Source organism: Bradyrhizobium sp., from assembly GCF_027307225.1.
In the GTDB taxonomy this organism is placed as follows: Bacteria; Pseudomonadota; Alphaproteobacteria; order Rhizobiales; family Xanthobacteraceae; genus Bradyrhizobium.
The window spans coordinates 24296-51226 of record NZ_DAHUXJ010000126.1; the positions used below are offsets into that span (position 1 = coordinate 24296).

The window sequence follows — 26931 nt, forward strand, 5'->3', positions numbered from 1 at the left end:
GTCGGCCGCCGCGCGCGGGGCGGCGCCCATGACGGCACATCGCGGGGGTTGGTCTTTTCAGCCCCACCGCCTTGTGAGTTCCACCTCGAATCCGGGCGCGGGCCAGATGCCGGGGCCTTTACTCAAAAGGTCGGCCGGGTGAAGATATCGCCGCATTTAGCCAGGTCGAGGCATTGGTCATCAATCGGCGGTTCATGGCGATAGCGCTCTGGTGCCGGGAAATCACCATTCCGGTTGCGGTGTTTGCTGTGCTCGTGATTGCCAGCTATCCGCTGAGCGACGTTTATTCCCTGGCCGTTGCCGAGGTAACACCTGACGCAACGGAAGTCGCGCCTGTCCCTGCAGACATCGTCCTTCCGAGCGAGCCGGCGACAGCCACGATCGATCCGTTGATCAATCCGGCGCCGGCGCGCGAGGTGGATGCCTCGAATATTGATGAGCCAAGTGTCGATGCGCCGAGCATCGCGCCGCCTGATGTGATCGATCCACCGAAAGTGGATGCGCCGGCGACCGGCCAGCCGGTGATGGCCGCGCTGGAAACGCCGGACGAGCAGCCGCCCAACCCATCGATCGAGGCGACGACGCAGCCGAGCAATGTTGCGGGTCCGCAGACGGAAGAAATTTACGACGCGAGCAGCCCGGTCGAGATCGTCGACGACTGCCTGGTGCTGGAGACCTGCGTCGACCGCTACCTCTGGCAGCTCTACCAGCGCACGCCGAAGGAGGATGCGATCCGGGAGACCACACGGAGAAAGGTCACGATCCGCAAAAAGGGCAAGCTGAAGACGGTGACCAGAACTTCGACGACCGTCATCGACGAGGATTTTGCCTGGAAGGATCCCAAGGCCGCAACACATGCGGACATGTCGTTGGTGGATTATGTGATCGGCGGCGTCGACCGGGGTTTCAAGCTGAGGCTGTTTCAAATGCTTCGGGCGGCGGATCAGGCCGGACTGGCGCCCGGCATCACCAGCGCATTTCGTGACGATTACCGCCAGTCGATCGCGAGCGGCCTGAAGGCCGCCGATAACCGCTCTTACCATGGCGGCAGCCTTCGCGGCGGCTATGGCCACGGCCTTGCGGCCGACATCGTCAGCATCAAAGGCACGACGCGTGCGGAACGACTTGGCGCCAGCGAAATGCTCTGGAAATGGGTCGACGACCACGGCAGCGAGTTCGGACTCGGACGTCCCTATTTGGACCGGGACCCGCCGCATGTCGCCCCGATCGACGGCGAGGAAATGGCGCACCATCGTCCGGGGTTGAAAATCCGGCAAGCCACCGCGGCGGCGAACTGAGCCGCCAGCCAATCGTTTCACGAAACGATCAACCTGCTGCAAACACCCAAAGGGATTCGATATTGAGCGTTGCCTTCACCAAGGAAGAGAGTGCCGAGACGGCGTCGGAGACGCTGCTGCCGGACCGTCCGATCTCACCTCATCCGAATCTCGTCACCGCAACAGGATTGAAGGCGCTTGAACTTCAGCTGAGCCAGGCGCGCGAGGCCTTTGAAGCAGCGCAACGCGTCGAGGACGTGAATGAACGGCGGCGGCAAGCCGCGATTCCGTTGCGCGAAGCCCGCTATCTCGCTGAACGGGTGCGAACGGCCCAGCTTGTTCAGCCTCCCAAGTCCACGGACACGGTTGCCTTCGGTAGCACGGTGACCTTCAGCCGCGAGGACGGGCGCGTGCAGAAATATCGCATCGTCGGCGAGGACGAAGCCGATCCCAGGGCCGGCTCGATTTCCTTCGTGGCTCCGGTCGCGAAATCCCTGTTCGGCAAGGCGGTTGGCGACGCGGTGAAGTCCGCGGGCCACGAACTCGAAATCATCGCGATCGCGTAAAAGCTGTTAACAGGTGCAAGGAGAGGGAATGTCACTCCAGCGATCTCTGGTTATCGTCATTGCTTTGCTTTTTGCGGCGCCATTCGCCCCGTCGCGGGCGGCCGACAAGGCGACGTTGCTCCTGAACTGGTACCTCTACGCGGAACATGCGCCGTTCTTCCTCGGCATGGAACGCGGATATTTCGAGAAGGAAGGAATCGATCTCGATATCCGGCAGGGACGCGGTTCCGTGCCGACGGTTCAGGCGGTCGCGGCGGGAACCGCGACGTTCGGCTACGCCGATCTGGCGTCGGTCCTGAAGGCGGCTGACAAGGGCGCACCGGTCGTGGTCGTGGGCGTGCTGTTGCAAAAGAGCCCGATGGCTTTCATTTCGCTCGCCGAGAAAAATATTCGCGAGCCCCAGGACCTGCGCGGCAAGTCGCTTGCGCTGACGCCCGGCGATTCGCTCTCCCAGATTCTCCCGCTCGTGCTGAGCAAGGTCGGCATGAAGGAAAGCGACATGACGATCATCGCCGGCGACAACCGCGCGAAGCTGAATGCCGTGATCAACGGCCAGGCCGACGCCATGCTCGGCTATTCCATGGATCAAAACCTGAGGATCACCGCGGCCACGCACAAGCCGGTGACGACGCTGCCGTTCGCCGACTACGGCGTCAACCTCGCAAGTTCGTCGATCGTTGCTGCGAAGGACACCACCGACAAGCATGGAGACCTCGTCGCGCGCTTCATGCGGGCGGCGACGCACGCGGTCACTGACGCCGAAAAGGATCCAGCAGCCGCCGTCGACGCGATGCTGAAGGTCAGTCCCAAGGCAGGACTACGCGACGACCTGATCGAAGGGCTGAAGCTGACCATCCCGCTCTATCATACCGACGCAACGAAGGGCCAACCGCCGTTCCGCGCCAGTCGCGCCGACGTCAAAGCGTCGGTCGATCTGTTGGCGCAATCCGCAACCATCAGCCGGGCGTCCGCCGCGCGCATGGACGACTTCATTTCGTTCAGGTTCCTACCGAACTGATTGCCACGCGAGAGAGAAAAAGAAAAATGCCGCAACCGCTGCCAGGAATGAAAACCACCACGGTTGGCTTGGCGAGGCCGCCGGCATGATCGCGGTCGAGGTGGGTCATCGCAATGTAATGCACGTCATCTGGACACAGAGGCGAGCGAATTCACGGTCGCGCCGAACCATTCGCCGTTCCACTCTGTCGCGATCACGGCGACGCCGGTTGTGAACGCGCCCATTACCGAACGGAAGCGTTTCGGATCGATGGAAGATGGGACCGGTTTATTCATCCCGCCTTGATTTCCTTAGCTCGCCCCGCATCGGAGCAGCGCAAACGCTACCCCGACATCGCGCGCCCTTACTTCTTCATCATGTGATAGCTGAGTTCGCCGGGATCGGTGAGGTCAGGCACCTTCCAGCCGTCGAGGTCGTATTCCGCCATGCAGTCCTCGGCAAAGCCCTTGAAGCGATCGGCGTTGCCGGAAGCCTGCGCGCCGAACAGGCAGTAGCGGCGGATTTCCTCGGTCGAGCCGCCGTAGTTGATTTCGTACAGTTCGTGCCGGCCGCCGAATTCGCTGCCGATACAGTCCCAGAGCAGCTTGAGCAGCTTGACGCGCTCCTCGGCCTTGTAGCCGTTGGAGCCGCGCAGATAGCGATCGAGATAGGGGCGGATCTCGCCGTTCTTGAAATCGCTGGAATGGCTGTTGAGATAGATCAGGCCCGACGCCACCGTCTGCTCGATCAGGTATTTCACCTTGGTGTAGGCCATGGTGGCGATGATCTGATAGGCGTTGCCCGGATCCATGTTCGGCAGCTTGTAATCGCCGATCCATGGCTTGGGGTCGCGCACCATGGCGTCCGACAGGCTCCAGAACAGATTACGCCAGGCGATCACCTCGCCGACATTGGCTTGCACGCCGCGATAATCCTTGGTGCCGGCGGCTTCGGTTGCCTTCAATAATAGCCCGCTGATGAAGTCGAGCTTGACGGCGAGCCGCGTGCAGCCATGCACGACGAAGCGCGGCAAAAATCCGGTGCGCGGGAAGAAATTGTTCGCCTTCTCGATGTCGCCGTAGACGAACACGTTCTCCCAGGGCACCAGCACCTTGTCCATGATGAAGACGGCGTCGTTTTCGTCGAGCCGGCTCGAGATCGGATAGTCGAACGGACTTCCCATCACGCTCGCGCTCATCTCATAGGAGGTGCGGCAGATGAATTTCACGCCGGGCGCGTTGGTCGGCACCATGAACACGACGGCGAATTTCTTGTCCTGCAGCGGAATGAGGCCGTGATGGGCGACAAAGGTGTAGTTCGTCAGCACTGAGCCGGTCGCGACCACCTTGGCGCCGGACACGATGATGCCGGCATCGGTTTCCTTCTCGATATGGCAGCAGACGTCGGCGACTTCGTTCGGCGGTCGGTCGCGATCGACAGGCGGATGGATGATCGCGTGATTGATGAAGGGCACGCGCTCCTGGCTGAACTTGTACCAGCGTTTTGCGTTTTCCTGGTACGGATCGTAAAAATCAGAGTTCGCGCCAAGCGTCGCGAGGAAAGCGGCCTTGTAGTCGGGCGCACGGCCCATCCAGCCATAGGTGATCCTGGCCCATTCGGCGATCGCGCTGCGGCCCTGGATCATTTCTTCCATGGTCTTCGGCGCCTTGAAGAAGGCGTGCGTCACGCCGCCATTGCCGGTGTCGGTCGGCAACAGGATCTTGTCCTTGTGCTTGTCGTCGTGAAGCGCGTCGTAGAGGCGGGCGACCATGCGCGAGGTGTTGCGGAAGGCGGGATGCCTGGTGACGTCCTTCACGCGTTCGCCGTAGATGTAGACGGTGCGATCGTCGCGCAGCGACTCCAGATATTCCGCCCCGGTCTGCGGACGGCTGACTTTGACGTTGCCCGTATGCTCGCCCGGAATGGCCTGTGCCGCTGACGCCTTGCCTGCCATCGTCTCTCCCTCCTCGTTTTGTCTTTACCGAATGTTCGATTATCGAACTTGTGTCCGTATTCCGAACTTAGCGAAACGATACGGCCGTGCCTGCGGATTGGCAAGGGGAGGGGCTTTGCTCGAAAACGCTTCAGACCGTGAGCGAGGAGACCTGCGCGGCGAGGCGGTTCAGTGCGGGGAGAAAGTGTTCGCGCATTTCGCTCCGCGTCGTTCGCGTCGAATGCGTGGAGAGATTGATGGCGCCGACTACCTGGCCGCTGCGGTCGAGCAGCGGCACCGCGAGCGCGCGCAGGCCGCGCTCTAGTTCTTCGTCGACGATGGAAAACCCTTGCACGCGGTCGTCGCGGATGCGGTCGAACAGCGCCTGGATGTCGGTGATGGTCTGCGGCGTATAGGCCTCGATGCGCCGCGCGTTCAGTCGCCGCCAGATCTCCGCCTCGTCGAGATAGCCGATCAATGCCCGCCCGAGCGCGGTGTGCAGCGCCGGCAGGCGGCTGCCGACCGAAAGCGCCGCCGACATGATCCGCCGCGCCGGCACGCGCGCGACATAGACGATGTCGTTGCCTTGCAGGATCACCGCCGAACAGGATTCGCCGAACCGTTCGCTGAGTTCGCGCATCAAGGGGAGCGCGCGGTCGATCCAGCTCTGCGTCGAGAGATAGGCGAAGCCGAGATCGAGAATGCGCGGCGAGAGCGAAAAAGTACGGCCGTCCTGGTCGACATAGCCGAGCTGGTTGAGGGTTCGCAGCACGCGCCGCGCGGCGGCCCGCGACAGGTCCGCGACTTGCGCCGCTTCCGACAGCGTCATGCTCGGGCGCTCTTTGCCGAACGCACCGAGCACGGCGAGGCCCTTGGCGAGCGTCGTCATGAACTCCTTGTCTTCGCGGTCGTCTTTATGGGGCTGCGCGGTTTCGGTCATGACGCGGGACTGTTGACTCCGTGGAATCCTTGTCGGACACTGGTCGGCATACGAACGCTTGTTCGAATATCGAACGCCGGTCCGACTGTCAATCCGACAGATCAACGAGAATCCGGCGCATCCTTAAGAGGGGGAGGACGTGCAGATGACCTGCCAGAACACCAGTTCGTTTCATCGCCAGAGGATCGACCGCCGCACGCTCCTGAAATATTCCGCGGCGAGCGCTGTACTTTCCGCAGGCTTGAAATCGCCGGCGATCGCGCAAACGCGGCCGATCAAGCTCGGCTATGTCTCGCCGCAAACCGGTCCGCTCGCGGCGTTTGCCGAGGCCGACAACTTCATCATCGCGCAATTCAAGGAAGCGACCAAAGCCGGCATCAAGGTTGGCAACGCCACCGTGCCGGTCGAAGTCGTCGTCAAGGACAGCCAGTCCAATCCGAACCGCGCCGCCCAGGTCGCGAAGGACCTGATCGTCCAGGACAAGATCGACCTGATGCTGGTGGCATCGACGCCCGAGACGACCAATCCGGTTTCGACCCAGTGCGAGATCGAGGAAGTGCCGTGCATCTCCACCATGGCGCCATGGCAGCCGTGGTTCATCGGCCGTCAGGCCAATCCCGCCGGCGGGCCGCCGGCGTGGAAAGGCTTCAACTACACCTATCACTTCTTCTGGGGCCTCGAGGACGTCATCGCCGTCTACACCAACATGTGGGCTCAGGTCGCGACCAACAAATCGGTCGGCGGGCTGTTTCCGAACGACGGCGACGGCAACGCCTGGGGCGACAAGGTCGTCGGCTTCCCGCCGGTGCTCGACAAGCAGGGTTACAAGCTGACCGATCCCGGGCGCTATCAGAACCTCACCGACAATTTCTCGGCGCAGATCGGCGCGTTCAAGGCGGCCAATTGCGAGATCGTGACCGGCGTGGTCATACCGCCGGATTTCACCACCTTCTGGAAGCAGGCGTTGCAGCAGGGCTTCAAGCCGAAGGTAGCTTCGATCGGCAAGGCGATCCTTTTCCCGGTCGCGGTCGAGGCGCTGGGCAAGGACGGCAACAACCTGTCGTCGGAAGTGTGGTGGACGCCGAGCCATCCGTTCAAGTCGTCGCTGACGGGCGTGAGCGCGAAGGACCTCGCCCACGGCTTCGAGACGGCGACCAGGAAGCAATGGACCCAGCCTATCGGCTTCGTGCACGCGCTGTTTGAACTCGCGGTCGACGTGATGAAGCGCACGCAGGATCGTGACGGCAAGGCGATCACCGCGGCCGTGGCCTCCACCAATCTCGACACTGTCGTCGGAAAGGTGCAGTGGAACGGGGCGAACCTGCCGCCGTTCGCCGCCAAGAACGTCACCAAGACGCCGCTGGTCGGCGGACAATGGCGTTACAAGGACGGCAAATACGATATTGTCATCACGGACAACAAAACCGCGCCGGCGATTCCCGTCGGCGGCAAGATGGAAGCGATCGCTTAAGCAACGCGATGATACTGGACGTTGCGGGCTTAAAGAAAAGCTTCGGCTCGATCGTGGTCGCTGACGATCTCGATCTTGCCGTGGCAGCGGGCGGGGCCGTTGGCATCATCGGACCGAATGGCGCCGGCAAGACCTCGCTGTTCAACCTGATCACCGGCGACCTCGCGCAGGATGGCGGCGTGATCCGCTTTGACGGTGGCGATCTCGCGAGCGTGTCGCCGCAGGGCCGTTGCCGCGCCGGGCTCGGACGCACCCGCCAGATCCCGCAGCCGTTCGAAAAACTCACGGTGTTCGAGAATCTTCTGGTTGGCGCTGTCCATGGCCGGCGCAAGACCGAGCGAGAAGCCGCGCAATCCTGCGGCGAGATTCTTGCCTCGCTGGGTCTGCTCAAGCGCGCCAATACGCTCGCCGGATCGCTGACGCTGCTGGAGCGCAAGCGGCTGGAGATGGCGCGCGCGCTCGCGACCGAACCACGGCTGTTGCTGCTCGACGAAATCGCGGGCGGTCTCACCGAAGGCGAGTGCCTCGAACTCGTCGATACGATCCGGGCAATTCACAAGAGCGGCGTTGCGATCCTCTGGATCGAACACGTCGTGCATGCGCTGGTCGCTGTCGTCGATCGCCTGGTCGTGCTCAATTTCGGCCGCAAGGTTGCTGAAGGCGTGCCGAAGGACGTGATGCAGCGCGCGGAAGTGCGTCAGATCTATATCGGCATCGAGGCGTAAGGCATGGCGCTGCTCGAGACCCGAAATCTCACCGCCTTCTACGGCGACTTCCAGGCGCTCTATGGCATCGACGCGGTGCTGGAAAAAGGCGAGACCATCGCCATCATCGGCGCCAACGGCGCCGGCAAGTCGACGTTCCTCAAAGCGATCGCCGGCCTCATCCGCGCCGCGCCGTCGAGCATCCTGCTCGATGGGCAGCCGATCGGCGCACGCGCGGCGGCTGACATCGTCAAGCTCGGCATCGCGCTCGTGCCGGAGGGACGGCGCTTGTTTCCGTCGCTGACGGTGGAGGAAAATCTTCAGATCGGCGGCTATGGCAACAAGACGCCGGGGGCGTGGACGCTTGAGCGCGTCTATTCGCTGTTTCCGATCCTCAGAGAGCGGCGGTCGGCCGCGCCCTCGACGCTGTCGGGCGGGCAGCAGCAGATGGCGGCGATCGGCCGCGCGCTGATGTCCAACCCGCGCATTCTCTTGTGCGACGAGATCAGCCTCGGGCTTGCGCCGATTGTGATTTCCGACATCTATGCGGCGCTGCCGCAGGTCAAGGCCGATGGCAGCAGCATCGTGCTGGTCGAGCAGGACATCGTGCAAGCCATGAAAGTGGCCGACCGCGTCTACTGTTTCCAGGAGGGAAGGCTCTCGCTGGCCGGCCGTCCCGACGAACTGACGCGCGATTCCATTCACCGCGCCTATTTCGGACAATAAGAGATGACCGGCTGGCTCGATGCAGTGATCCAGGGCGTGCTGCTCGGCGGGCTCTATGCGCTGTTTGCAGCCGGGCTGTCGCTGATCTTCGGCGTGATGCGGCTGGTTAACCTTGCCCACGGCGATTTCATCGTGATTGCGGCCTATGCGATCTTGCTGATCGCGCGGGCACTCGGTCTTGACCCGTTCGTGGCGGCGGTGATCGCGCTCCCCGTTCTGTTTGTCGTCGGTTATGCGCTTCAACGTGTGCTGCTCAACCGAACACTGGGGCGCGACCTGCTGCCGCCGCTGCTGGTCACTTTTGGCCTGTCGATCATCATCCAGAACGGACTGTTGCAGCTATTCTCGGCCGACAGCGTGCGCCTGCGCTCTGGCGCGATCGAAACCGCGTCGATCCCGCTTGGCGGCGGCATCGCGGTCGGCGTCGTGCCGCTACTGACGCTCGTCTCCGCGATCGCGGTGATCATGTTCCTCAACTTCGTGTTCTATCGCACAAGGATCGGGCAGGCGTTCCGCGCCACCTCTGACGATCTGGAGATCGCGCAACTGATGGGCATCGACGTCAGCCGCATCTTTGCAACCGCGATGGGGCTTGCCTTCGCCGTGATCGCGATCGCTGCGCTCTATCTGGGTCTACGCGCGAATTTCGATCCGACGATTGGTCCGGCGCGGCTACTTTACGCCTTTGAAGCCGTGATCATCGGCGGCCTTGGCAGCTTCTGGGGCACGCTCGCCGGCGGCATCGTGCTCGGCGTGGCGCAAACCATCGGTGCGCGCATCGATCCGGAGTGGCAGATATTATCGGGCCATCTCGCGTTCCTCATCGTGCTGGTGATCCGGCCGCGCGGGTTGTTTCCCCGCGCGCTGGATTAGGGGAGGCCGGCGATGGCGGCTGATACGCCCAGGGATATGACCAAGGATACTTCAAAGCCGAAGCCGACATTCCGCATCGAGACGGCGAGCCGCGCCTCGCGCATATCCGCCGCTATCCTCGGTGTTGCGTTGCTGATAGCCATCATACTGCCGGCCTTCGCCGGCCGCGAGCTGATCCAGAACCTGATCTTCCTGTTTTACATGCTGGCGCTGGCGCAATGCTGGAATCTGCTCGCGGGCTATGCCGGTCTCATTTCGGTCGGCCAGCAGGCCTTTGTCGGTCTTGGCGGCTATTTGCTGTTCGCATTGACCTTGCCCGGCGGCATCAATCCGTTGCTTGCGATTCCAATTGTTGGAATCGTCTCGGCGATCGTGGCGTTGCCGACCGCGCTCGTCGTGTTTCGCCTGCGCGGCGCTTATTTCGCAATCGGCACCTGGGTGGTGGCGGAAGTCTATCGCCTGGTTTTCGCCCAGTTCAGGATGCTGGGCGGCGGCACCGGGACGTCGCTCGATCCGTTAGTCACGTCATCGGTGCCCGGCATCGCATGGGTGAAAGCGCTGCTCGACGTTCGCACGCCGGCAGCGCGCGACATCGTTTCGTACTGGCTGGTGCTGGCGCTGATGGTCGGCACGCTGGCGCTCGTCTACTTCATGCTGCGCTCGCGCCGCGGCCTTGCGCTCGGCGCGATCCGCGACAACGAGCGGGCCGCCGCCGGCCTCGGCGTCGACATCTACCGCATCAAGCTTTTCGTCTATGTCGCGACCGCCGCGATGACCGGCATGATCGGGGCGGTGATCTATCTTCAGAAGGCGCGCATCTCGCCCGACGCCGCCTTCTCGGTGCTGGACTGGACGGCTTACATCATCTTCATCACGGTGATCGGCGGTATCGGCACCATCGAAGGCCCGGCGATCGGCGCCGTCATCTTCTATCTGATGCAGCGATATCTCGCCGACTTCGGCGCCTGGTATCTCATTGTGCTGGGCGCGCTCGCTATCGTCGTAATGCTGTTCGCGCCGAAAGGTCTCTGGGGCTTTGTGGCCGAGCGTTACAATCTGACGCTGTTTCCGACCCGGCGCAAACTGGTCGCCGATGCCGCGGAGCAGAAGGCGCTTACAGATTTTTGACAAGACAAGGCTTGCTCCGGTTGGCATTCTTTGCGGGTCACGAAAAAGGGGACCCAGCCATGAGCTTCGCAAGAGCCGCGGCATCCGCCGCTATCGTCACCCTCCTGTCGGCGGTTTCCGCGACAGCCAAGCCGATCGCCACGACCGGGGAAACCAACCTGCGCAAAGGTCCGGGCACCGATACCGAGGTTGTGACGCTTATCCCGAAGGGAGGCGTGGTGGAGGTCGGCGATTGCACCAATGGCTGGTGCGCCGCATCCTTCGACGGCAAGGACGGCTACGTCATCGCACGCAATGTCGGGCTTGGGCCGCGGCCTGCCCCGCATGGACGCAGGATGGGTGCAGTGCAGGTCTACGACGAACCGGACTACGGGCCGCCGCCGGCGTATTACCGCCCCTATCCGTATTTCGGCTACGGCTATCCCTATTACGGATGGTATCGGGGCTGGGGTTGGGGCCGGCGCTGGTAACGGCCTGCGGTAACGCGCGGCGCCACTTCACTCACCTGCATTGGCTTGAGAAGGCGGAGCAGTTACGACTTGCCAACCGGCAGGTTCTGCAGGTTCAGGGGCACGGCGGCCGAAGACGCCTTGTCGCATTCGAGCATGACGCTCGCCTTCGGAAAATCCAGTGCCCACGGCTCGGCCACCTCAAAGGAAACCTGCAACGCCTTGCTCAACCGGCCGGCTGGCATTTCGAAATCGGGCGTTTCACCCAGAACCTGAAGCCGGCCGGTATCGAACCGAGTTCAGCTTCTGTCCATCACCCATCGATTGACCGCCTGGTGAAAATTGAGAGGACCGGGAACGGTCATGTGCGTTTTGAGATACTTGAAGCCGGCCTTTTGCAGCGTGCGGTTCGGCGCGACATTGAACGCGTTGGGCTCGCAGAACAGCTGCTTCAGCTTCAACGTCTGAAAATAAAGTTCGGCGCTTTGCCTGACGCACTCCACACCGATGCCGCGTCGACGCCGTGACGCCTCCTTGACGTGCAGATGCATATTGGCGCGCTCGCCGATCGTGATCTTGTCGGCGGTCGAGAAGCCCACGAATTGATTGTCCTCAAACCAGCTCACCAGAAAGTGGCTCCGTTGCTCGACGGGCTGGTCGAACAGTTCTTCATAGCGCCGCTGCCATTGCGCGGACGGCGGCAGGCGAGACGGATCGACCCCGAGCACTTCCAGATGCTCGGGCGTGGAGGTGTGGAAATAGTCGATGATCTCCGAAGCTTCCTGCAAAGTCATCGGACGAACGGAAACGGTCACTTGCAAGCCCCTGCGATCAGCGGCGCCTTGCGCGCGCCTGTTGCGACATGCAAGGGAGGATAGGCGGACTATCGCCGCATCGCAATTGTGCAGGCTTTACGCGCCGGGCGAGGGCGGAGGCGGGGTCGGCCCCGGTTCGACCGTGTACAATTTCGGCATGTTGATCGGCCGGTACGACGACACACTCGCTATCCGATCGACCACCGACTGATGGATGTTGGCCCCGTCCGGAATCAGCCTCGGCTCGCTGCGCGGCAAATAGTAGCCGAGGAAGCACTTGCGCTCCGGCCATTCCCGGTATTTTTCGTTTTTCGGCAGCCACTCGAGAATTTCCCACGCCGCGTTCATCGAATCGTGCAGCGGGGCGATCGAACTCGGCGGCTGATAGACGTGGCTGCTGCCCCTTCGCTGCCTTCCCCAGCAGAGGTGATCGACCATGGAGGGATCGAAGCGAAGGCCACAAGCCGCCGCCTGATCGATCATCCACAGCAGCGGGTATTTCGAGGGGCCGCTCTCCGTTTCGGGATAGCCGCCGCCGACGTCGCAATGCACGCCCGCGAACCAGACCTGGCGGATGTCCTGAGCGATCGCACTCGATGGATCGAAAATATCCGGGCGATATTTTTGCGGATCGGTCCAATGGTTGAGCCGGAACATCCGGCGGCGCTCGTCGATCGCCATCGCCTGGCGGAATTTCTTCACGCTCGGATTGGTGCGCGTATAGACCAGGGTTTGCAGGTCGAACCAGAACTTGTCCTGTCGCGGGACGATGACGGAAGCGACCGTATCCCAGACTCCGAGAAACTCGATCGGGACATGATAGCCGCCCGCGACCCGGCTGAAGTGCCAGGCGCCATCCAGAAATTTGCCGTCGGAACTGTCGCTATTCGCGCTGGCGCTCTTGTAAGCCGAGAAGGCATAGCCGGCGAGATCAATCTGGTCCGGCGGCAACAGACCGATCACCTGAATGAAAGCGGCCAGCACACGCACGGTGTAGGCGCCTCGGCTGAAACCGAACAGCCAGATCCGATCGTCCTTTTCGTAGGTCTTGCACAGGAAGCGATAACCGGCGAGCGTATCCTCATCGAGCCCGGCTCCCGTCGCCAGGCCACGGATGGCATAGGCCTCTTGTTTGATACGGCCCCAGGTGCTTTGCAGGCCGATCGTGCCGACGCCTGGATGATAGTAGACGCGCTGGCCCGCGTCCTTTTCGAGGACCCGGTAGAGCTTCAGCACATTCGAGAGCGTGTTGTTGATCTCATTGCCGGTGCCGTCGCAGCAAATGACGATGTCCTTCGCCATGGCGTCCCCACGCAATTATCTGAGACGAGATCCCTGAAGTGGTACGGCAAGATCCTGGCGGCTGCAACCTCGAGCAGAGGCGGACGGCCAAATCCTGTCCGGACTTCAACGCCATCCTAGCGCGGGTGCGACGTGGCCAAGTATGGCCTGGATCACATGGACGTTGTAAGCGACGCCGAGCTGGTTAGGCACGGTGAGCAGCAGTGTGTCGGCTTCCGCGATCGCCTCGTCCTGCCTGAGCTGCTCGATCAGCACGTCCGGCTCGGCGGCGTAGCTGCGGCCGAAGATGGCGCGCGTGCTCGCGTCGATGAAGCCGACCTGGTCCTGCCCTTCGCCCTCATGGCCGAAATAGGCGCGGTCGCGATCGTCAACCAGCGCGAAAATGCTGCGGCTGACCGAGACGCGCGGCTCGCGGGTGTGACCGGCCTCTTTCCAGGCTGCGCGAAAGCTGCGGATTTGCTTCGCCTGCTGGACGTGAAACGGCTCGCCGGTCTCGTCGTTCTTGAGCGTCGAACTCTGCAGGTTCATGCCGAGCTTTGCGGCCCAGACCGCGGTGGCGTCGGAGCCGGCGCCCCACCAGATGCGCTCGCGCAATCCCGCCGAATGCGGCTCGAGGCGCAACAACCCCGGCGGATTCGGAAACATCGGCCGCGGATTCGGTTGCGCAAAGCCTTTGCCGGCGAGCAAATCCAGAAACACCTCCGCGTGGCGGCGGCCCATGGCGGCATCGTCCTGGCCTTCGGTGGGCTGATAGCCGAAATAGCGCCAGCCATCGATCACCTGCTCGGGCGAGCCGCGGCTGATGCCGAGTTGCAAGCGCCCGCGCGCGATCAAGTCGGCGCTGCCGGCGTCCTCGATCATGTAGAGCGGGTTCTCGTAGCGCATGTCGATCACGGCGGTGCCGATCTCGATCTTGCTGGTTCTGGCGCCGACCGCGGCAAGCAGCGGGAAGGGCGAGGCGAGCTGGCGCGCGAAGTGATGGACGCGAAAGTAAGCACCGTCCGCCCCAAGCTCCTCGGCCGCGACGGCGAGGTCGATGGATTGCAGCAGCACGTCAGCGGCCGAGCGGGCCTGCGATTGCGACGAGGGATTCCAGTGTCCGAACGAGAGAAAGCCGATCTTTTTCATCCGGGCAATCTAGTGACGCCGGTGTCGTTTTGCTACCCCGTCTCGTCGACCCCCCCCAAAAGGAAGCACGAAAGCGCGAGCATTTTCTTTAGCCTTAGCTACCCTGCGTATTAATTGAGCCCAACTTATTTCGAAGCATGCGCCGCCAGTATCTTGACTACCTCGCTGCGGCTAAGACCGGCGGGAACGTCATTCTGATACAAAAATGCGAGTAGCGCATGCGCAGTATTCCGCAACTTATCAAGATCGTCCTGGGATACCGGATTCGGGACATTGAAATGGAGTAAACCAAGACTCCTCATCAACTCGCGGAAGACACATTGCTTGAGCTTGCTTTGATCCTGCGCTTGCGCAGAAACGAAAAATAAATAGAAAGCTATTTCTTTTTTGTTCGAGACAAGAATCTTTCCCACGCAAGGCAACCCGCCTCCGACGAGACTTTTGTACAACGCAGTTTGAGCGTTTTCATCTAGAGCTAATTGAATTAGTAGACCCTTGTATTTTTCGAAGTCGGCTTGGGTGCCATCGGTAAACACCATACCCACGTTTGCCTGTTTATCCACAAACTTGACATCTAGATGCGTCAGCTCCCGTATGATCGCGATTTCCTTAGCCATGAAACCCGCCATCCCACGCACATAGCCACCACCGTTCGTGATGCCGATTCGAATATCACCCTTCCATCTTACGAGATAACCCTCAGTTTTGCTGCCAAATGGAGCGAAAGCGTATTGGTCCAAGCCATGGAGTAGCTCTTCATTTGAAAGCTGTAGCGGTTCGCGATACTGGGCTCCAGCATCAGCACTGACAGCCAATACGGCGAGCAACGAAAGTGTGGCGCGAATTACCGCGACGCTGCACCTCTGAAAAAAGCTCCGCCGAGAGGACAGGGAAGCGAGCACGATAGAACCTCCTTTTGAGAGTGTTCCATTTTTCTCTCCAATTTGCCACCCCGACTCGTCGACCCTCATGGTAAGGAGGCGCGAATGCGCCGTCTCTGGACGACGCTTCGCGTCGCCAGGAGAACCATGAGGCCTCGATCTTGGCCTCATCCTTCGAGACGCCGCTCGCGCGGCTCCTCAGGATGAGGGGAGACGTCGCGAAAAGTGTTCAGTGCGCGAGCGGGTCGGGCCGCAACTGCACCTTGAACACCTTGGGATAGGCCTCTTTGCCGCCTTCGCTGTGGAAATTGGCGCGGGTGCCCGAGGTGGTCCAGAGGCCGCGGCCCTTCCAGCCCTTCGACTCGTCGTCGATCCGGCCGTCGACATTCTTGGTGAAGAAGCCGAGCGGGTAGGGCATGCGCATATTGATGAACTTGCCGTCGACCAGCGCGAGCAGCGATTCCGCGCCATTGGCTTCCGCGATCGGTACGTTCTTGCCGAGGCCCAGGATATTATAGCGGTCAACCCACACATAATAAGCGTGGTTGGCGCTGCCCGTGGGATCGAGTCCTTTGAACTGCGGCCCGGGCAAGCGGTAGACGTGCCAGCCTTCCGGACACTGCTTGCCTTCGGCCGTGGTCGGGCCGTTGAGCCGACCCTTGCAGCGCATGCGGTCGAAGCTCGCGAGCTGGCCGCTCGACAGCGCGGTCCAGACCACGCCGTCGAGCCCGATATCGATGCCGCGCGGACCGAAGGTGCCCTCCGGCGGTTGATACACTTCCGCCAGCGCCGTGTTGGCCGGATCGGAGCCCGGCGTCAGGCGGATGATGTAGCCGGGCTGATCGATGCGCGAGAAGCCGCGATCCATCGCCTGGCCCCAGATCGAATTGTCCACCGGGCTCAGCATGATGCCGTAGAACGAAGCGGCGATGCGCTTGTCCTTCTTCGGATCAACCGGATCCTTGGCTCCGACATAATCGTCGCGCTTGCCGTTGCCGTTGGTGTCGATGACGAGCGCGGTCCACCCCTGCGAGGCGACGGCGTCATGCGTCTCGCGGAATTTCTTCACGTTGAGCCAGCCGACGATGCCGCCGCCCGCGCCCGGACCGCCCGCGCTCATCCACAAGGTGTCGTTGGCGTCGTGTCCGAAATAAAGGTGATGGGTCGAGAAGCAGGTGTTGATCAGGTCCCACTTGCCGGTCGCGGGATCGAAACGCGACAGTTCGCGCGCCGCGGTTCCTTGCGGATCGGCCTTGGCGGAGGGAAGGCTTGAACCCTGCTTGCAGTAGTCCGGATTGGCCGGCGGTCGCAGCTTGGCTGTGAACCAGACCTTGCCCTGCTCGTCCATCATCACGTTGTGGATGGAGGTGTGGCCGTCCCAGATCGTCTCGTCGCCCCAATAGGCCGAGGTGCCGTGCGGCGCGTCGGCCGATCCGGGCATCTTGGGATCGAGGTAGGGCTCCGTGATCGTGGAGGCGACGTTCTTGACCGGGTCGAGCGTCGGAATGAGGTCGGTGCTCTCTTCCGGCGATCCGTAGATCAGGCCGTTCGCGTTGAGGTGCGGGTTGCGCTTGTCGGTCGAGATCGCGTCGTGCTGGTAATGGGTCGGCGAAGCCCAGTCCCACTCGGTGTAAACGACATTGCGCTCGATGCCTTTCGGCCGCGAAGGCTTGTCGAACGGCAGCTCGCCCTTGGCGATCCGGTCGGTCCAGTTGGAAAACACGTCATAGACCTTGTCTGGCCCGATGCTGTTGATCGCGGTCGCCATGTATGCCTGGGCCTGACCGGCTTGCGTGCGCATCGCCCACGCCATCTGCGAGTCGCCGTTCGCCTGATCCATGAAGAATTTCGGCACTTCGCGGATGCCGCGCGAGCCAAGGGCATGGCAGGACTGGCACATGTTCTTGACGGTGTCGACGAACTGCGCCTGGCTCTTCATCGTGTCCGGCATCTTGTTGCCCTTGGCGCCGGTGCCGGGAAATTCGTTCGCTGCGGGAATGTTGAGCAAGGAATACCAGTACATGCCGGGATAATGCTGCGCGTCGGCGGCAGCGGTGGCGGCGGGCCTGACCTTGAAATCGAGAAGCTTGCCCGGGCGTGAATCGATTTGCGTGCTGTCGGTCAGGCCATAGCCGCGAACCCAGACCTTGTAGTTCGCGTCCGGCAGTTCGGGAATCACGAAGCGGCCCTGGTCGTCGGTAACGACGATCTTCGCATATTTGGTCGGCAGGTCCTTGGTCTCGGCGATGACCCAGACGCCGGCTTCCGGACCCTTTTCGCCGATCACCTGTCCGCCGATGTCATGGGCGGAGATGTCGATCTTGGCCGCCATCGCGCTGCCACCATGGAGCAACGCGAACGCGCTCACGCCTGCGGCGAACCATTGAGTAAGCTTCATCAGATTTTCCTTAAAAACAGAACGTATCCCGCGGGCCGCGTTGGTGACGGCGCGCGGCCTTTTCACGCGCGATATTTCGGCCAAAGCGCCGGCCTTGTCGAGTGGACATTTTGGGAAAACATTTCGCCCGTTCTCACATGGTGAAAAGCGGGCGTCATAATTTTATGGGTAAGCGAAAACGGATGCGCGTTTTAGTGCGGCGCGGGATCGGTCGTCGCAGGGCTGGTCGTCACGGTCTGTTTGACCTGAACGACCATCGGCTTCGGAATATCAGGCATCGCCTGCTCCCAGCCGCCGCCGAGCGCCTTGAACAGCGTGACCAGATCGAGCGCGACGTTGGTCGTGCTCGTCGCATATTGCTGCTCGTTTTGCACGAGGTTGCGCTCGGCATCGAGCACGGTCAGGAAGTCGGCGACGCCGTCATTGTAGCGGGAACGAGAGAGATCGAGCGCCGCGCGCGTATGGTCGAGCTGGGCGCGCAGCCGCGCGCGGCGGATCTGTTCGAGCCGCAGCGCCGCCAGCGCATTGACGACCTCATGCCAGGCTTGCAGCACTGTCTTGTGGTAGGTCAGCGCGGCTTCTGCCTGCTGTGTCTCGTTCAGAAGCAGCATGTTCTTCAGCCGGAAGCCGTCGAAGATCGGCAAGGTCACGCTGGGGCCGGCGTTGTATTGCAGCGAGCTTGGTTTGAACAACTTGTTGAACTGAAGCGAGTCCAGCACGACCTGCCCGTTGAGCTGGAATTTCGGATAGAACGAGGCGATCGCGACGCCGATATTGGCGGTCGCCTCATGCAGCTGGTCTTCGGCCTGGCGGATATCGGGCCGGCGGCGCGCCAGTTCCGACGGCAGCCCCAGAGGGACATGCGGCGGCAGCTTCATTGGACGCCATGAACCGAGTTCGCCGTTGAGCGAGGACGGCGGCAGATCGAGCAACAGCGCGACTGCGTTCTGATACAGGATCTCCTGCTGCTGCAGGGTCGGCAGTTGCGCGCGAATGCCTTCAACCTGTGCGGCCGCGTTTTCGGCATCGAGACCGCTGCGCACGCCTTTCTGTTGCAGCTGCTGCGCCAGTTGCAGAATGTCGCGATCGACCCTGACATTGTTTTCGGCAATCCGGATCTGCTCCTGGGTGCCGCGCAGCTGGATGTAATTGCGCGCGAGCTCGGCGAGACTCGAGACCAGCGCATCGCGCCGGCGATCTTCGGCCTCGGTCACTTGCGCGTCGGCGGCCTCGACCTGCCGGCGTACGCGGCCCCAGAGATCGAGCTCCCAGGACATGTCAGCACCGATTGTGTACTCGTTGATCGGCGCGATGTTGCCCCCCGCAGGGCCGAGCAGGGGGCCGAGCAAACTGATGATGCCGTTCTGGCTAAAGAGTTCGCGCTGATATTTGGCGTCGCCATTGATGCCGGGAAGCTCCGGGGCCGCGGCGACGCCGCGCTGGAAGCGGCTTTCGGCAATGCGGATCGCGGCGGTGCGCACGTCGAGATTGGCGTCCGCGATGCGGCTTTCGAGATTGGTCAGCGTCGGATCGCCGAAGATCTTCCACCAGGTCGGATCGGTCGGCGCCGGCAGATGGGCATCGCCAATCGGCTGACCATTGAAGTTCCTGGCATCGCTCAGGTGCGAGTCCGGTTCGACGAAGTTGGGCCCGAACGTGCAGCCGCCAAGCAGCATCGCCATCGCGGCGAACACGCCGTCGCGCCAGCGCGGGACCTTCGACATCAGTGGCCCCCTCCGGCCCGCATGCCGCCGGTTTTCGGCGACAGCAGGAAGCATAGGGGTACAATCAGAAAGGCCACGATCGCGCAATAAAGGAAGACATCCCGATAGCTGAGAATGGCGGCCTGGGTCCGCAATACCTGGTAGACTTTCCCGACCGCCGCATCATGCGCCGCGGCGCCGACACGGCCCATCGAGCGCAGCGTCTGTTCGTATTGCGCGATCAGCGACTGATAGGACTGGTTGAACGGCGTGGTCCATTGCGACAGGTAGCTTTGGTGGGTCTGGGCGCGCTGGGTGACTTGCGAGGTTGCCAGCGCAATGCCGATCGATCCGAAGATGTTGCGAAACATCGCAAACAGCGCCGCGCCATCGCTGTTGAGCTCCCGCGGCAGCGTCGTGTAGGCGACCGTCGAGATCGGTACAAAGAGGAAGGCGAGCCCGGCCGACTGGAAGGTCCGCATCGAGACCAGCGTCTTGAAATCGATGTCCGGAACGAGCGTGCTCGAATAGACCAGCGCGCAGCCGATGATGGTGAAGCCGGTTGCAATGATGTAGCGAGTCTGCACCTTGGTCATCAGGCGGCCGACGAACGGGATGAGAATGATGACCGCAATGCCTCCCGGCGACAGAATCATCCCGGCCCAGGTCGCATTGTACATCAAAACGGTCTGGGCGAATTGCGGTATCAGGACTGCGCTGGCGTAAAGAATGCCGCCGGTGGCGCCGATCATGACGCATCCGCTGGCAAAGTTCCGGTCGGCAAACACCGCGAGGTCGACGATCGGCTTCCTGGCGATCAGGAGCCAGCCGATCGCGCCGAGGATGCCAAGGAACGCGAGCAGCGCCATCACGCAGATGAAGGTGGAATTGAACCAGTCGGCATCCTCGCCGCGATCCATCATGATTTCGAGGGAGCCGAGACCGATGGCGATCAGCCCGAGGCCGATGAAATCCATGCCGCGGTTGCGGCGGTTCTTTTCCCACGGCGGATCCTCGACCAGAACCGAGACCAGGAAGGATGCGACGAGGCCGACGGGGATGTTGATGAAGAAGATCCAGCGCCAGGTGAAATGATCGGTGATCAACCCGCCGAGGGTCGGGCCCAGCACCGGCGCGACGACGGTGGCGATCGCGGTGACGCCGAAAGCCGCGCCGCGTTTGGCCGGCGGAAAATAATCCAGGATGATCGATTGCTGGTTCGGTTGCAGGCCGCCGCCGAAGAAGCCCTGCATGAGGCGGAATAGAATGAGCTGGCCGAGGCTCTGCGCGATGCCGCACAGAAACGAGCAGACCGTAAACATCACGATGCAGATGATGAAGTAGCGCTTGCGGCCGAGGATGTCGCCGAGCCAGCCGGAGATCGTCAGCACGATGCCGTTGGCGACGAGATAGGAAGTGAGCGCCCAGGTGGCTTCGTCGTTGCTGGAAGAGAGGCTGCCGGCAATATGCGGCAGCGCCACGTTCACGATCGTGGTGTCCAGGATCTCCATGAACGCGGCGCTCGTGACGATCACCGCGATCAGCCATGGACTATATTGCGGTTTCCATGGCTCCTCGTGGCTGGTGTCGCTCATCGCACCGTGACCGTCGGCTCGACGGAAATTCCAAGCGGCAGTGGAATATTGGGATCAAGTCCCTTGTCGATGACGATCTTCACCGGCACGCGCTGAACGATCTTGATGAAATTGCCGGTGGCGTTCTCGGGCGGGAAGGCGGTGAACTTCGAGCCCGAGCCGAGCTGGATGCTGTCGACATGCCCTTCGAGGCGCAGATGCGGATAGGCATCGACCTTGATGCTGACATGCTGGCCGGGCCGCATGTCGACGAGCTGGTTTTCCTTGAAATTGGCGGTGATCCAGACTTCGGGCGCGACGATGGAAAAGATCTGCTGCCCCGGCGCGACGTAGTTGCCTTTTTCGACGTTGCGCTTGGTGATCCAGCCGTCTTGCGGGGCCGTGACCAAGGCCCACGACAGGTTGAGATCGGCCTGGTCGAGCTTCGCCTGCGCCTGCTCGACCTGACCCTTGAGCTGGCCGACCTGCGCGTCCGTCTCGGCGATCCGCTCCGGAACGGGCGAGTTCTGCGTCACTTGCGCATCCGCCAGCGCCACCTGCGCTTCCGCCTGCTTCAACGCAGCTTGCGCCGCGTCGATATCCTGCTGCGAGGTCGCGGCCTTCGGCAGCGCCTTCTGACGATCGTAGTCGGCCTGGGTTCTGGCTTTTGTCGCCTGTGCCTGTTCGAGCTGGGCCTTGGCGACCTCGAGCTGCGCTGGAAAATTCTTTTTCGCGACGTCCAGCCCGTATTGCTGTCCGCGGTATTGCGCTTTGGCGGTCGCCAGCGCGCCTTCGGCCTGCTCGCGATCGATCTTGTACTGACGCGGATCGATATGGATCAGCGGCTGGCCTTTCTTGACGTACTGGTTGTCGTTGACGTCGAGCGAGACCACGACGCCAGCGACTTGCGGCGCGATGGTGATGGCGCGGCCGTCGGTATAGGCGTCGTCGGTTTCCTCGATATTGCGCGTGGTCAGCCAGTAATAGACGCCGCCGATGACAAGCAGCAGAATCACGATGCCGCCGATGAGGAAGACCTTGGGCCGCCGCTTCGCTCGCCTCTCCTCGCGGGAAGACGCTGCGGGAGCCGCGTTGCCATTGCCGGCGGGCGCCGCCTTTCCGGCGTCAGGCTTCGCCGCCGGCGATGCTTCGTCGGAACGCTCGGCGTTGGGCCGTCCCGGCGAGCGGGGCGTCGTCTCAACTTCCTCTACGGACATAGGGCGCGATCCCTTGAACCATCAAACCCGTCGGCCTTTAGTTTATCAGTCTTTAATTCTTGCCACCTGAGTGAGGCCCGGGATATAACCGTACCTGAAGGTTCGTTTAGAGACAAGGGTCGCCCCAACCCAAGGGAATCGGACCACTGCCATGCCCAAAAGCGCAGTCATTCGAAAGGTTCCTCGCGGCGAGCGGCGGCGCGGCGAACTAATTGACGTCGCTGAGAAAATGTTTTTGGAGCGCGGCTTCGCCGACACCACGATGCAGATGATTGCCGAGTGCGCCGGGGCATCGAAGGAAACGCTCTACCGTCACTTCGAAAGCAAGGAACTGTTGTTTGCGGAGATCATCAGCCGCAAGGCCCGGCAGATTTCCGGACCTGACGCGCCGATGGCGCGCGGCGGCAGCCCGGAAACGGTGCTGACAGCGCTTGGCGTCACCCTGCTTCGCACCGTCGCGAGGGGCGAGGAGTCGTTTCTCTTCAGAACGGTGGTGACGGAAGCGGCGCGCTCGCCGGAGTTCGGCGATCTCTTTTATGCGCGCGGGCCCGGGCTCACGGTCGAGCGGCTCACGCAATATCTGGCGGAAGCTTGCATGCGAGGCGAACTGCATTGCGACGACCCGACGGTAGCAGCTCAGCTTTTTCTCGGCGCGGTGGTTTCGCAGTTTCATCTGCGCCGTCTGGTTCTATCGGACTGGAAGCCGCCGACCGAGAAGGAAATCACCCGTCACGTCGAAGCGGCGGTCTCGATGTTCATGGCGAAGTTCAACTAGAGATGCCTGATCGCACTTCGCATCGAAATCCAGATCGCAGCCGCCACGACGCCCATTCCACCGCAGATCAGAAAAGTCGGCGAATAACCCATCCATTGCGCGATCCAGCCGGTGAGCGCCGGGCTCACCGCGGCGCCTGCGCCCTGGATCGTGATCACGGCGCCTTGTCCGAGATTGACGCGGCCGGTTGAATTGAGCGACCGCGCGACCATGGCGGGGACGGCGACGCTGAGCAATCCGGCGCCGATGCCGTCGAGGATTTCAACCGGAACGACGCCCCACCATCCCGACAGAAGGAAGGCGGACAGCCCGCGCAATGGCAGTACCAGAAACGCCACCAGCATGATCCACCAATAATTGCGCTTCTCGGCGACGCGCATGCCGATCACGGATGAAACGATCATCGTGCCTTGCGCGATGACGATGATGGTGGCGACAAAGCTGGGGCCGTTGGCCAATTTGCTGCTGACCGCCGACAGCCCGTAGAGTGTCACGATCGGTGCACTGCCCAACTGATAAAAGGCAAGCGCCGCCGCCAGCACCACCAAGGGCTTGTGTTTCAACACCACCGTCAGTCCGCTCGGCTGGTGGTCCGGATCGTCCTCCTTGCTACCGCGCGCGGCGCGGTTGTTGATCAATGCGGGTGAAATCATGAAGACGCAGGCAACCGTGATGGCCCCGAACAGCGCGGCGAGCATGAACACCCAGAAGTAGCCAAACCGCCAGCCCAGAAGCCCCGACGCCGCCGCGCCGAGCATGTTGCCCGCGTGATTGAAAGCCTGGTTACGGCCGTTCTGGCGATTGAAGCCTTTCTGACCGACCATGCCGAGCGTGATGCCGGTCACCGCGGGGACGATCGCCGCACCCGCGATCGCGGTCGCTACCTGCGAAATGGCGACAGCCCAGAAATTCTGCGAGAGGAGAATGATCGAGGATGCCGCGACCACGGCTGCGCCGGGCACGATAATCATTGCCCGTTTATGGTCTGTCGTATCGATAAAGCCGCCGATGGGGGTCGTGATCAGCATGCCCGCGATATTGCCGATCGTCATGGCGGTGCCGATCAACCCGGTGGCCCATCCGCGCTCCGCCAGGAAGACGCCGACGAAAGGCCCGATGCCGGACTGCATGTCGGCCATGAAGAAATTGACAGCGAGGAGGGGCCAGAGCCGTCTTTTCCCGCTTTGAACTTGCCTCCGGCTTTGACTTTGCTCCGCTTTCAAGCGGTGTGACCGGGATCAAAGTCGGTTGGCGTCTTCTTTCGCCGTTGCGGGACCATTTTCGCCGGGTCCGGTTTGCCGAGTACGCCGCGCGGGCCGAACTGTTCGCGCTGTTGATCGTCCTCGGACTGACGGGGGCGCCCATCGTCGACCTGCGGGCGCCATCGCCGGTTCTCATCATAGATCTGCCAACTGCGCTTGGTTTGCTTTTTGGCGGTCCCATTCTCTCGATCGGCCATCGGGAGTTCTCCAACTGTCGCTTTCGATGCATGAAATCAAAGCCGAGCGGCGGCAGAAGTTTCATCGGCAACAGGAAGCAAACCCGACCGAACGAAAAGACAAAGCCCGGAGATGAAGCCGGATCGGGCAGCCGATGGGCCTTCTGTTACCATCAGATGACGTGGTTGACGGTACGGATGAAGGGACCGACGAATTGGGACTTGACCCGGACTTGTTCGGCCAGAACAATGCGGCCGGTGGCAGGAACCTAACCCGCCGGCACCGATTTGCCGGACGGATTATTGTGTGCCGATGAACATTCTTGATCCACAGGGTCCTGTTGCGGCGGCCGACAAGGCCATCCTGATCGATTCCATCGCGATCATGCTGGCGATCGTGGTGCCGACGATCATCGCGATCTTTGCCTTTGCCTACTGGTTTCGAGCGTCCAATCCGCGCGCGCAACACCTTCCCGACTTCGCCCATTCCGGCCGGATCGAGCTCGTGGTCTGGTCGATCCCGACGCTCACCATCATCCTGCTCGGCGGCGTCGCCTGGATCGGCTCGCATCAGCTCGATCCAAGGGAACCGGTCCCTGGCACCGGAAGCCCGGTCCGCGTCCAGGTCGTCTCGCTCGACTGGAAGTGGCTCTTCATCTATCCGGACCAGCGCGTCGCAACCGTGAATTCGCTGACGGTGCCGGTCGGCGCGCCGCTGCAACTGGAGCTGACATCGTCAAGCGTGATGAACGTGTTTTTTGTCCCGCAGCTCGGCAGCATGATCTACACCATGAACGGCATGGTCACGCATCTCAACCTGCGTGCCGACCAGGAGGGCAATTACCAGGGGCTGTCGGCGCATTTTTCCGGCGACGGCTTTCCCGGGATGATGTTCGACGTCCATGTCATTTCGCCGCTCGATTTCCCCAATTGGGTTGAAGCCACCGCGAAAAGCGGCAAGGAGCTGAACGCCGACGCCTACAAGCAATTGGCGCAGCAATCGGTCGAGACCGGCCGGCCGACCTATCGGCTGCCTGACCCCAGGTTGTTCGACGACATTGCGACCCAGCGCATTCCGCCGGGGCCCGGGCCGGAAATCGCCGATAATCCGGCGAAGCCGAAACCTGAAAGTGGAGCAGCCAGTGTTAGGTAAATTAACCTGGGCCGCCATCCCCTTCGATCAACCGATTCCGCTGTTCGTGGGCGCGGCCGTGTTGATCGTGATAATCGCGGTGATCGCGTGGGTCATCATCGCAGGCCATCTGCCCTATATCTGGCACGAATGGATCACGAGCGTCGACCACAAGCGGATCGGCGTGATGTACTGCTTGCTGGCGCTGGTGATGCTGCTGCGCGGCGGCAGCGACGCCATCATGATGCGTGCGCAGCAGACGGTCGCCCTCCATTCGCAAGGTTACCTGCCGCCGGAGCACTACAACCAGATCTTCTCTGCGCACGGCACCATCATGATCTTCTTCGTCGGCATGCCGTTCGTGATCGGATTGATGAATTTCGTGGTGCCGCTGCAACTCGGCGTCCGCGACGTCGCATTTCCGACGCTCAACTCGGTCGGCTTCTGGCTCACCGCGACCGGCGCGTTGCTTGTCAACGTCTCGCTCGTGGTCGGCGAATTCGCGCGCACCGGCTGGCTGCCTTATCCGCCACTGTCCGAACTGACCTATTCGCCCGGCGTCGGCGTCGACTACTATTTGTGGTCGCTCGAGATTTCCGGGGTCGGGACCCTGGTGGCGGGGATCAATCTCGTTACCACCGTGCTCAAGCTGCGCACCAAGGGCATGGACTATCTGCGCATGACGATTTTCTGCTGGACCACGCTCGCCTCGAACCTCCTGATCATCGCGGCGTTTCCGATTCTGACCGCGACGCTGGCGATGCTGATCCTCGACCGCTATCTCGGCTTCCATTTCTTCACCAATGAAGCCGGCGGCAATGTCATGATGTTCATGAACCTGATCTGGGCGTGGGGACATCCCGAGGTCTACATCCTGGTGCTGCCGGCTTTCGGCATCTATTCGGAAATTGTGCCGACGTTTTCCGGCAAGCCGCTGTTTGGTTACCGCTCCATGGTGATGGCGACCATGGCGATCTGCATCATCTCCTTCTGCGTCTGGCTGCATCACTTCTTCTCCATGGGCGCAGGACCCAACGTCAACGCCATCTTCGGCATCGCCAGCATGATCATCGCGGTGCCGACCGGGGTGAAGATCTACAACTGGCTGTTCACGATGTATGGCGGCCGCATCCGCTTTGCGACGCCGATGATGTGGTCGATCGGATTCATGGTGACGTTCATCATCGGCGGGCTGACCGGTGTCCTCGTTGCCGTGCCGCCGGCGGACTTCCTTCTGCACAACAGCATGTTTCTGATCGCGCACTTTCACAATGTCATCATCGGCGGCGTGTTGTTCGCCGGCTTCGCCGGCATCACCTACTGGTTCCCGAAAGCCTTTGGATTCCGGCTGCATGAAGGCTGGGGGAAAGTCACCTTCTGGTGCAACCTGATCGGCTTCTATGTGACCTTCGTGCCGCTCTATGTCGCTGGCTTGTTGGGGATGACGCGCCGATTGCAGCACTATGACGTCGCGGCCTGGCGGCCGTGGGTCATGATCGCCGGA

26 protein-coding genes are annotated in these 26931 nt (G+C 61.9%); 12 read left to right on the forward strand and 14 right to left on the reverse strand.

Going from position 1 to position 26931, the window contains the following annotated elements:
• The first annotated feature begins 194 nt into the window (after positions 1 to 194).
• The 3 genes from M6D32_RS21235 to M6D32_RS21245 all read left to right on the forward strand — a co-directional run bounded on the left by M6D32_RS21235 (position 195) and on the right by M6D32_RS21245 (position 2861).
• Positions 195 to 1298 (forward strand): D-alanyl-D-alanine carboxypeptidase family protein, encoded by a 1104-nt coding sequence (locus M6D32_RS21235; protein ID WP_298259904.1) that lies wholly within the window; start codon positions 195 to 197, stop codon positions 1296 to 1298.
• Between the two features lie 62 nt (positions 1299 to 1360).
• Positions 1361 to 1843, forward strand: coding sequence for a transcription elongation factor GreA (gene greA, locus M6D32_RS21240; protein WP_298259906.1), 483 nt, complete (start codon positions 1361 to 1363; stop codon positions 1841 to 1843).
• Positions 1844 to 1871: 28 nt separating this feature from the next.
• Positions 1872 to 2861: an ABC transporter substrate-binding protein gene (locus M6D32_RS21245; protein WP_298259908.1), complete on the forward strand. Its 990-nt coding sequence runs from the start codon at positions 1872 to 1874 to the stop codon at positions 2859 to 2861.
• A gap of 125 nt (positions 2862 to 2986) precedes the next feature.
• Here M6D32_RS21245 and M6D32_RS21250 read toward each other — a convergent pair whose 3' ends face one another.
• The 3 genes from M6D32_RS21250 to M6D32_RS21260 all read right to left on the reverse strand — a co-directional run bounded on the left by M6D32_RS21250 (position 2987) and on the right by M6D32_RS21260 (position 5713).
• The gene (locus M6D32_RS21250; protein WP_298259910.1) at positions 2987 to 3136 is read right to left on the reverse strand and encodes a hypothetical protein; all 150 of its coding nucleotides are present in this window, start codon (positions 3134 to 3136) and stop codon (positions 2987 to 2989) included.
• Positions 3137 to 3204: 68 nt separating this feature from the next.
• On the reverse strand, positions 3205 to 4794 hold the full coding sequence (locus M6D32_RS21255; RefSeq protein ID WP_298259913.1) for a 4-hydroxyphenylacetate 3-hydroxylase N-terminal domain-containing protein: 1590 nt from the start codon (positions 4792 to 4794) through the stop codon (positions 3205 to 3207).
• Between the two features lie 130 nt (positions 4795 to 4924).
• Positions 4925 to 5713, reverse strand: a complete 789-nt coding sequence (locus M6D32_RS21260; RefSeq protein ID WP_298259915.1) for an IclR family transcriptional regulator C-terminal domain-containing protein — start codon at positions 5711 to 5713, stop codon at positions 4925 to 4927.
• A gap of 145 nt (positions 5714 to 5858) precedes the next feature.
• Here M6D32_RS21260 and M6D32_RS21265 point away from each other — a divergent pair, with 145 nt between their 5' ends.
• Genes M6D32_RS21265 through M6D32_RS21290 form a run of 6 tightly spaced genes read left to right on the forward strand, consistent with a single transcriptional unit; the run spans position 5859 to position 11085 of the window.
• Entirely contained in the window at positions 5859 to 7184 is a 1326-nt protein-coding gene (locus M6D32_RS21265) for an ABC transporter substrate-binding protein (RefSeq protein WP_298259916.1), read from the forward strand.
• 8 nt (positions 7185 to 7192) lie between these two features.
• Positions 7193 to 7909 (forward strand): ATP-binding cassette domain-containing protein, encoded by a 717-nt coding sequence (locus tag M6D32_RS21270; RefSeq protein ID WP_298259918.1) that lies wholly within the window; start codon positions 7193 to 7195, stop codon positions 7907 to 7909.
• Between the two features lie 3 nt (positions 7910 to 7912).
• The gene (locus M6D32_RS21275) at positions 7913 to 8614 is read left to right on the forward strand and encodes an ABC transporter ATP-binding protein (protein ID WP_298259920.1); all 702 of its coding nucleotides are present in this window, start codon (positions 7913 to 7915) and stop codon (positions 8612 to 8614) included.
• Positions 8615 to 8617: 3 nt separating this feature from the next.
• Positions 8618 to 9487, forward strand: a complete 870-nt coding sequence (locus tag M6D32_RS21280; protein WP_298259922.1) for a branched-chain amino acid ABC transporter permease — start codon at positions 8618 to 8620, stop codon at positions 9485 to 9487.
• A 12-nt stretch (positions 9488 to 9499) separates the two neighbouring features.
• Positions 9500 to 10615 carry a branched-chain amino acid ABC transporter permease gene (locus M6D32_RS21285; protein ID WP_298259924.1) on the forward strand — a complete coding sequence of 372 codons (1116 nt, stop codon included), beginning with the start codon at positions 9500 to 9502 and terminating at the stop codon, positions 10613 to 10615.
• Positions 10616 to 10674: 59 nt separating this feature from the next.
• A complete protein-coding gene (locus M6D32_RS21290) occupies positions 10675 to 11085 on the forward strand; it encodes an SH3 domain-containing protein (RefSeq protein WP_298259927.1) in 411 nt (136 codons plus the stop codon).
• A gap of 62 nt (positions 11086 to 11147) precedes the next feature.
• Here M6D32_RS21290 and M6D32_RS21295 read toward each other — a convergent pair whose 3' ends face one another.
• The 9 genes from M6D32_RS21295 to M6D32_RS21335 all read right to left on the reverse strand — a co-directional run bounded on the left by M6D32_RS21295 (position 11148) and on the right by M6D32_RS21335 (position 22082).
• Complete coding sequence (locus M6D32_RS21295) at positions 11148 to 11309, reverse strand: hypothetical protein (protein ID WP_298259929.1); 162 nt, start codon at positions 11307 to 11309, stop codon at positions 11148 to 11150.
• 54 nt (positions 11310 to 11363) lie between these two features.
• Entirely contained in the window at positions 11364 to 11879 is a 516-nt protein-coding gene (locus M6D32_RS21300) for a GNAT family protein (protein WP_298259931.1), read from the reverse strand.
• 96 nt (positions 11880 to 11975) lie between these two features.
• Complete coding sequence (locus M6D32_RS21305; protein WP_298259933.1) at positions 11976 to 13181, reverse strand: DUF2235 domain-containing protein; 1206 nt, start codon at positions 13179 to 13181, stop codon at positions 11976 to 11978.
• A gap of 105 nt (positions 13182 to 13286) precedes the next feature.
• Positions 13287 to 14309: an LLM class flavin-dependent oxidoreductase gene (locus M6D32_RS21310; protein WP_298259935.1), complete on the reverse strand. Its 1023-nt coding sequence runs from the start codon at positions 14307 to 14309 to the stop codon at positions 13287 to 13289.
• Between the two features lie 125 nt (positions 14310 to 14434).
• Positions 14435 to 15211 (reverse strand): DUF2927 domain-containing protein, encoded by a 777-nt coding sequence (locus M6D32_RS21315; RefSeq protein WP_298259937.1) that lies wholly within the window; start codon positions 15209 to 15211, stop codon positions 14435 to 14437.
• A 208-nt stretch (positions 15212 to 15419) separates the two neighbouring features.
• Positions 15420 to 17588: a carboxypeptidase regulatory-like domain-containing protein gene (locus M6D32_RS21320; protein ID WP_298259939.1), complete on the reverse strand. Its 2169-nt coding sequence runs from the start codon at positions 17586 to 17588 to the stop codon at positions 15420 to 15422.
• Positions 17589 to 17779: 191 nt separating this feature from the next.
• Positions 17780 to 19312: an efflux transporter outer membrane subunit gene (locus M6D32_RS21325; RefSeq protein ID WP_298259942.1), complete on the reverse strand. Its 1533-nt coding sequence runs from the start codon at positions 19310 to 19312 to the stop codon at positions 17780 to 17782.
• Entirely contained in the window at positions 19312 to 20886 is a 1575-nt protein-coding gene (locus M6D32_RS21330; RefSeq protein WP_298259944.1) for a DHA2 family efflux MFS transporter permease subunit, read from the reverse strand. The genes M6D32_RS21325 and M6D32_RS21330 overlap by 1 nt, the downstream gene beginning before the upstream one ends.
• Entirely contained in the window at positions 20883 to 22082 is a 1200-nt protein-coding gene (locus M6D32_RS21335; protein WP_298259946.1) for an HlyD family secretion protein, read from the reverse strand. Before M6D32_RS21335 ends, M6D32_RS21330 begins: the two co-directional genes overlap by 4 nt.
• A 151-nt stretch (positions 22083 to 22233) precedes the next feature.
• Here M6D32_RS21335 and M6D32_RS21340 point away from each other — a divergent pair, with 151 nt between their 5' ends.
• Positions 22234 to 22857, forward strand: a complete 624-nt coding sequence (locus tag M6D32_RS21340; protein WP_298259948.1) for a TetR/AcrR family transcriptional regulator — start codon at positions 22234 to 22236, stop codon at positions 22855 to 22857.
• On the opposite strand, the gene M6D32_RS21345 is transcribed toward M6D32_RS21340, so the two are convergent.
• Both M6D32_RS21345 and M6D32_RS21350 read right to left on the reverse strand, forming a co-directional pair.
• Positions 22854 to 24080: an MFS transporter gene (locus M6D32_RS21345; RefSeq protein WP_298259950.1), complete on the reverse strand. Its 1227-nt coding sequence runs from the start codon at positions 24078 to 24080 to the stop codon at positions 22854 to 22856. The two genes, M6D32_RS21340 and M6D32_RS21345, sit on opposite strands and share 4 nt — an antisense overlap.
• A complete protein-coding gene (locus M6D32_RS21350) occupies positions 24077 to 24262 on the reverse strand; it encodes a hypothetical protein (RefSeq protein WP_298259958.1) in 186 nt (61 codons plus the stop codon). The genes M6D32_RS21345 and M6D32_RS21350 overlap by 4 nt, the downstream gene beginning before the upstream one ends.
• A 346-nt stretch (positions 24263 to 24608) precedes the next feature.
• Between M6D32_RS21350 and M6D32_RS21355 the strand changes: the two genes are divergently transcribed.
• A complete protein-coding gene (locus M6D32_RS21355) occupies positions 24609 to 25448 on the forward strand; it encodes a cytochrome ubiquinol oxidase subunit II (protein WP_298259952.1) in 840 nt (279 codons plus the stop codon).
• On the forward strand, positions 25438 to 26931 hold a 1494-nt coding region (locus tag M6D32_RS21360), incomplete at its 3' end, for a cbb3-type cytochrome c oxidase subunit I (RefSeq protein ID WP_298259954.1). The genes M6D32_RS21355 and M6D32_RS21360, both read left to right, overlap by 11 nt.

Excerpts from the sequence above, each read along its gene's own strand:
- M6D32_RS21235 (WP_298259904.1), top strand. The coding sequence starts at position 195 with ATGGCGATAGCGCTCTGGTGCCGGGAAATCACCATTCCGGTTGCGGTG.
- M6D32_RS21245 (WP_298259908.1), top strand. The coding sequence starts at position 1,872 with ATGTCACTCCAGCGATCTCTGGTTATCGTCATTGCTTTGCTTTTTGCG.
- M6D32_RS21250 (WP_298259910.1), bottom strand. The coding sequence starts at position 3,136 with ATGAATAAACCGGTCCCATCTTCCATCGATCCGAAACGCTTCCGTTCG.
- M6D32_RS21255 (WP_298259913.1), bottom strand. The coding sequence starts at position 4,794 with ATGGCAGGCAAGGCGTCAGCGGCACAGGCCATTCCGGGCGAGCATACG.
- M6D32_RS21260 (WP_298259915.1), bottom strand. The coding sequence starts at position 5,713 with ATGACCGAAACCGCGCAGCCCCATAAAGACGACCGCGAAGACAAGGAG.
- M6D32_RS21265 (WP_298259916.1), top strand. The coding sequence starts at position 5,859 with ATGACCTGCCAGAACACCAGTTCGTTTCATCGCCAGAGGATCGACCGC.
- M6D32_RS21270 (WP_298259918.1), top strand. The coding sequence starts at position 7,193 with ATGATACTGGACGTTGCGGGCTTAAAGAAAAGCTTCGGCTCGATCGTG.
- M6D32_RS21275 (WP_298259920.1), top strand. The coding sequence starts at position 7,913 with ATGGCGCTGCTCGAGACCCGAAATCTCACCGCCTTCTACGGCGACTTC.
- M6D32_RS21280 (WP_298259922.1), top strand. The coding sequence starts at position 8,618 with ATGACCGGCTGGCTCGATGCAGTGATCCAGGGCGTGCTGCTCGGCGGG.
- M6D32_RS21285 (WP_298259924.1), top strand. The coding sequence starts at position 9,500 with ATGGCGGCTGATACGCCCAGGGATATGACCAAGGATACTTCAAAGCCG.
- M6D32_RS21290 (WP_298259927.1), top strand. The coding sequence starts at position 10,675 with ATGAGCTTCGCAAGAGCCGCGGCATCCGCCGCTATCGTCACCCTCCTG.
- M6D32_RS21295 (WP_298259929.1), bottom strand. The coding sequence starts at position 11,309 with ATGCCAGCCGGCCGGTTGAGCAAGGCGTTGCAGGTTTCCTTTGAGGTG.
- M6D32_RS21305 (WP_298259933.1), bottom strand. The coding sequence starts at position 13,181 with ATGGCGAAGGACATCGTCATTTGCTGCGACGGCACCGGCAATGAGATC.
- M6D32_RS21310 (WP_298259935.1), bottom strand. The coding sequence starts at position 14,309 with ATGAAAAAGATCGGCTTTCTCTCGTTCGGACACTGGAATCCCTCGTCG.
- M6D32_RS21320 (WP_298259939.1), bottom strand. The coding sequence starts at position 17,588 with ATGAAGCTTACTCAATGGTTCGCCGCAGGCGTGAGCGCGTTCGCGTTG.
- M6D32_RS21325 (WP_298259942.1), bottom strand. The coding sequence starts at position 19,312 with ATGTCGAAGGTCCCGCGCTGGCGCGACGGCGTGTTCGCCGCGATGGCG.
- M6D32_RS21330 (WP_298259944.1), bottom strand. The coding sequence starts at position 20,886 with ATGAGCGACACCAGCCACGAGGAGCCATGGAAACCGCAATATAGTCCA.
- M6D32_RS21335 (WP_298259946.1), bottom strand. The coding sequence starts at position 22,082 with ATGTCCGTAGAGGAAGTTGAGACGACGCCCCGCTCGCCGGGACGGCCC.
- M6D32_RS21340 (WP_298259948.1), top strand. The coding sequence starts at position 22,234 with ATGCCCAAAAGCGCAGTCATTCGAAAGGTTCCTCGCGGCGAGCGGCGG.
- M6D32_RS21355 (WP_298259952.1), top strand. The coding sequence starts at position 24,609 with ATGAACATTCTTGATCCACAGGGTCCTGTTGCGGCGGCCGACAAGGCC.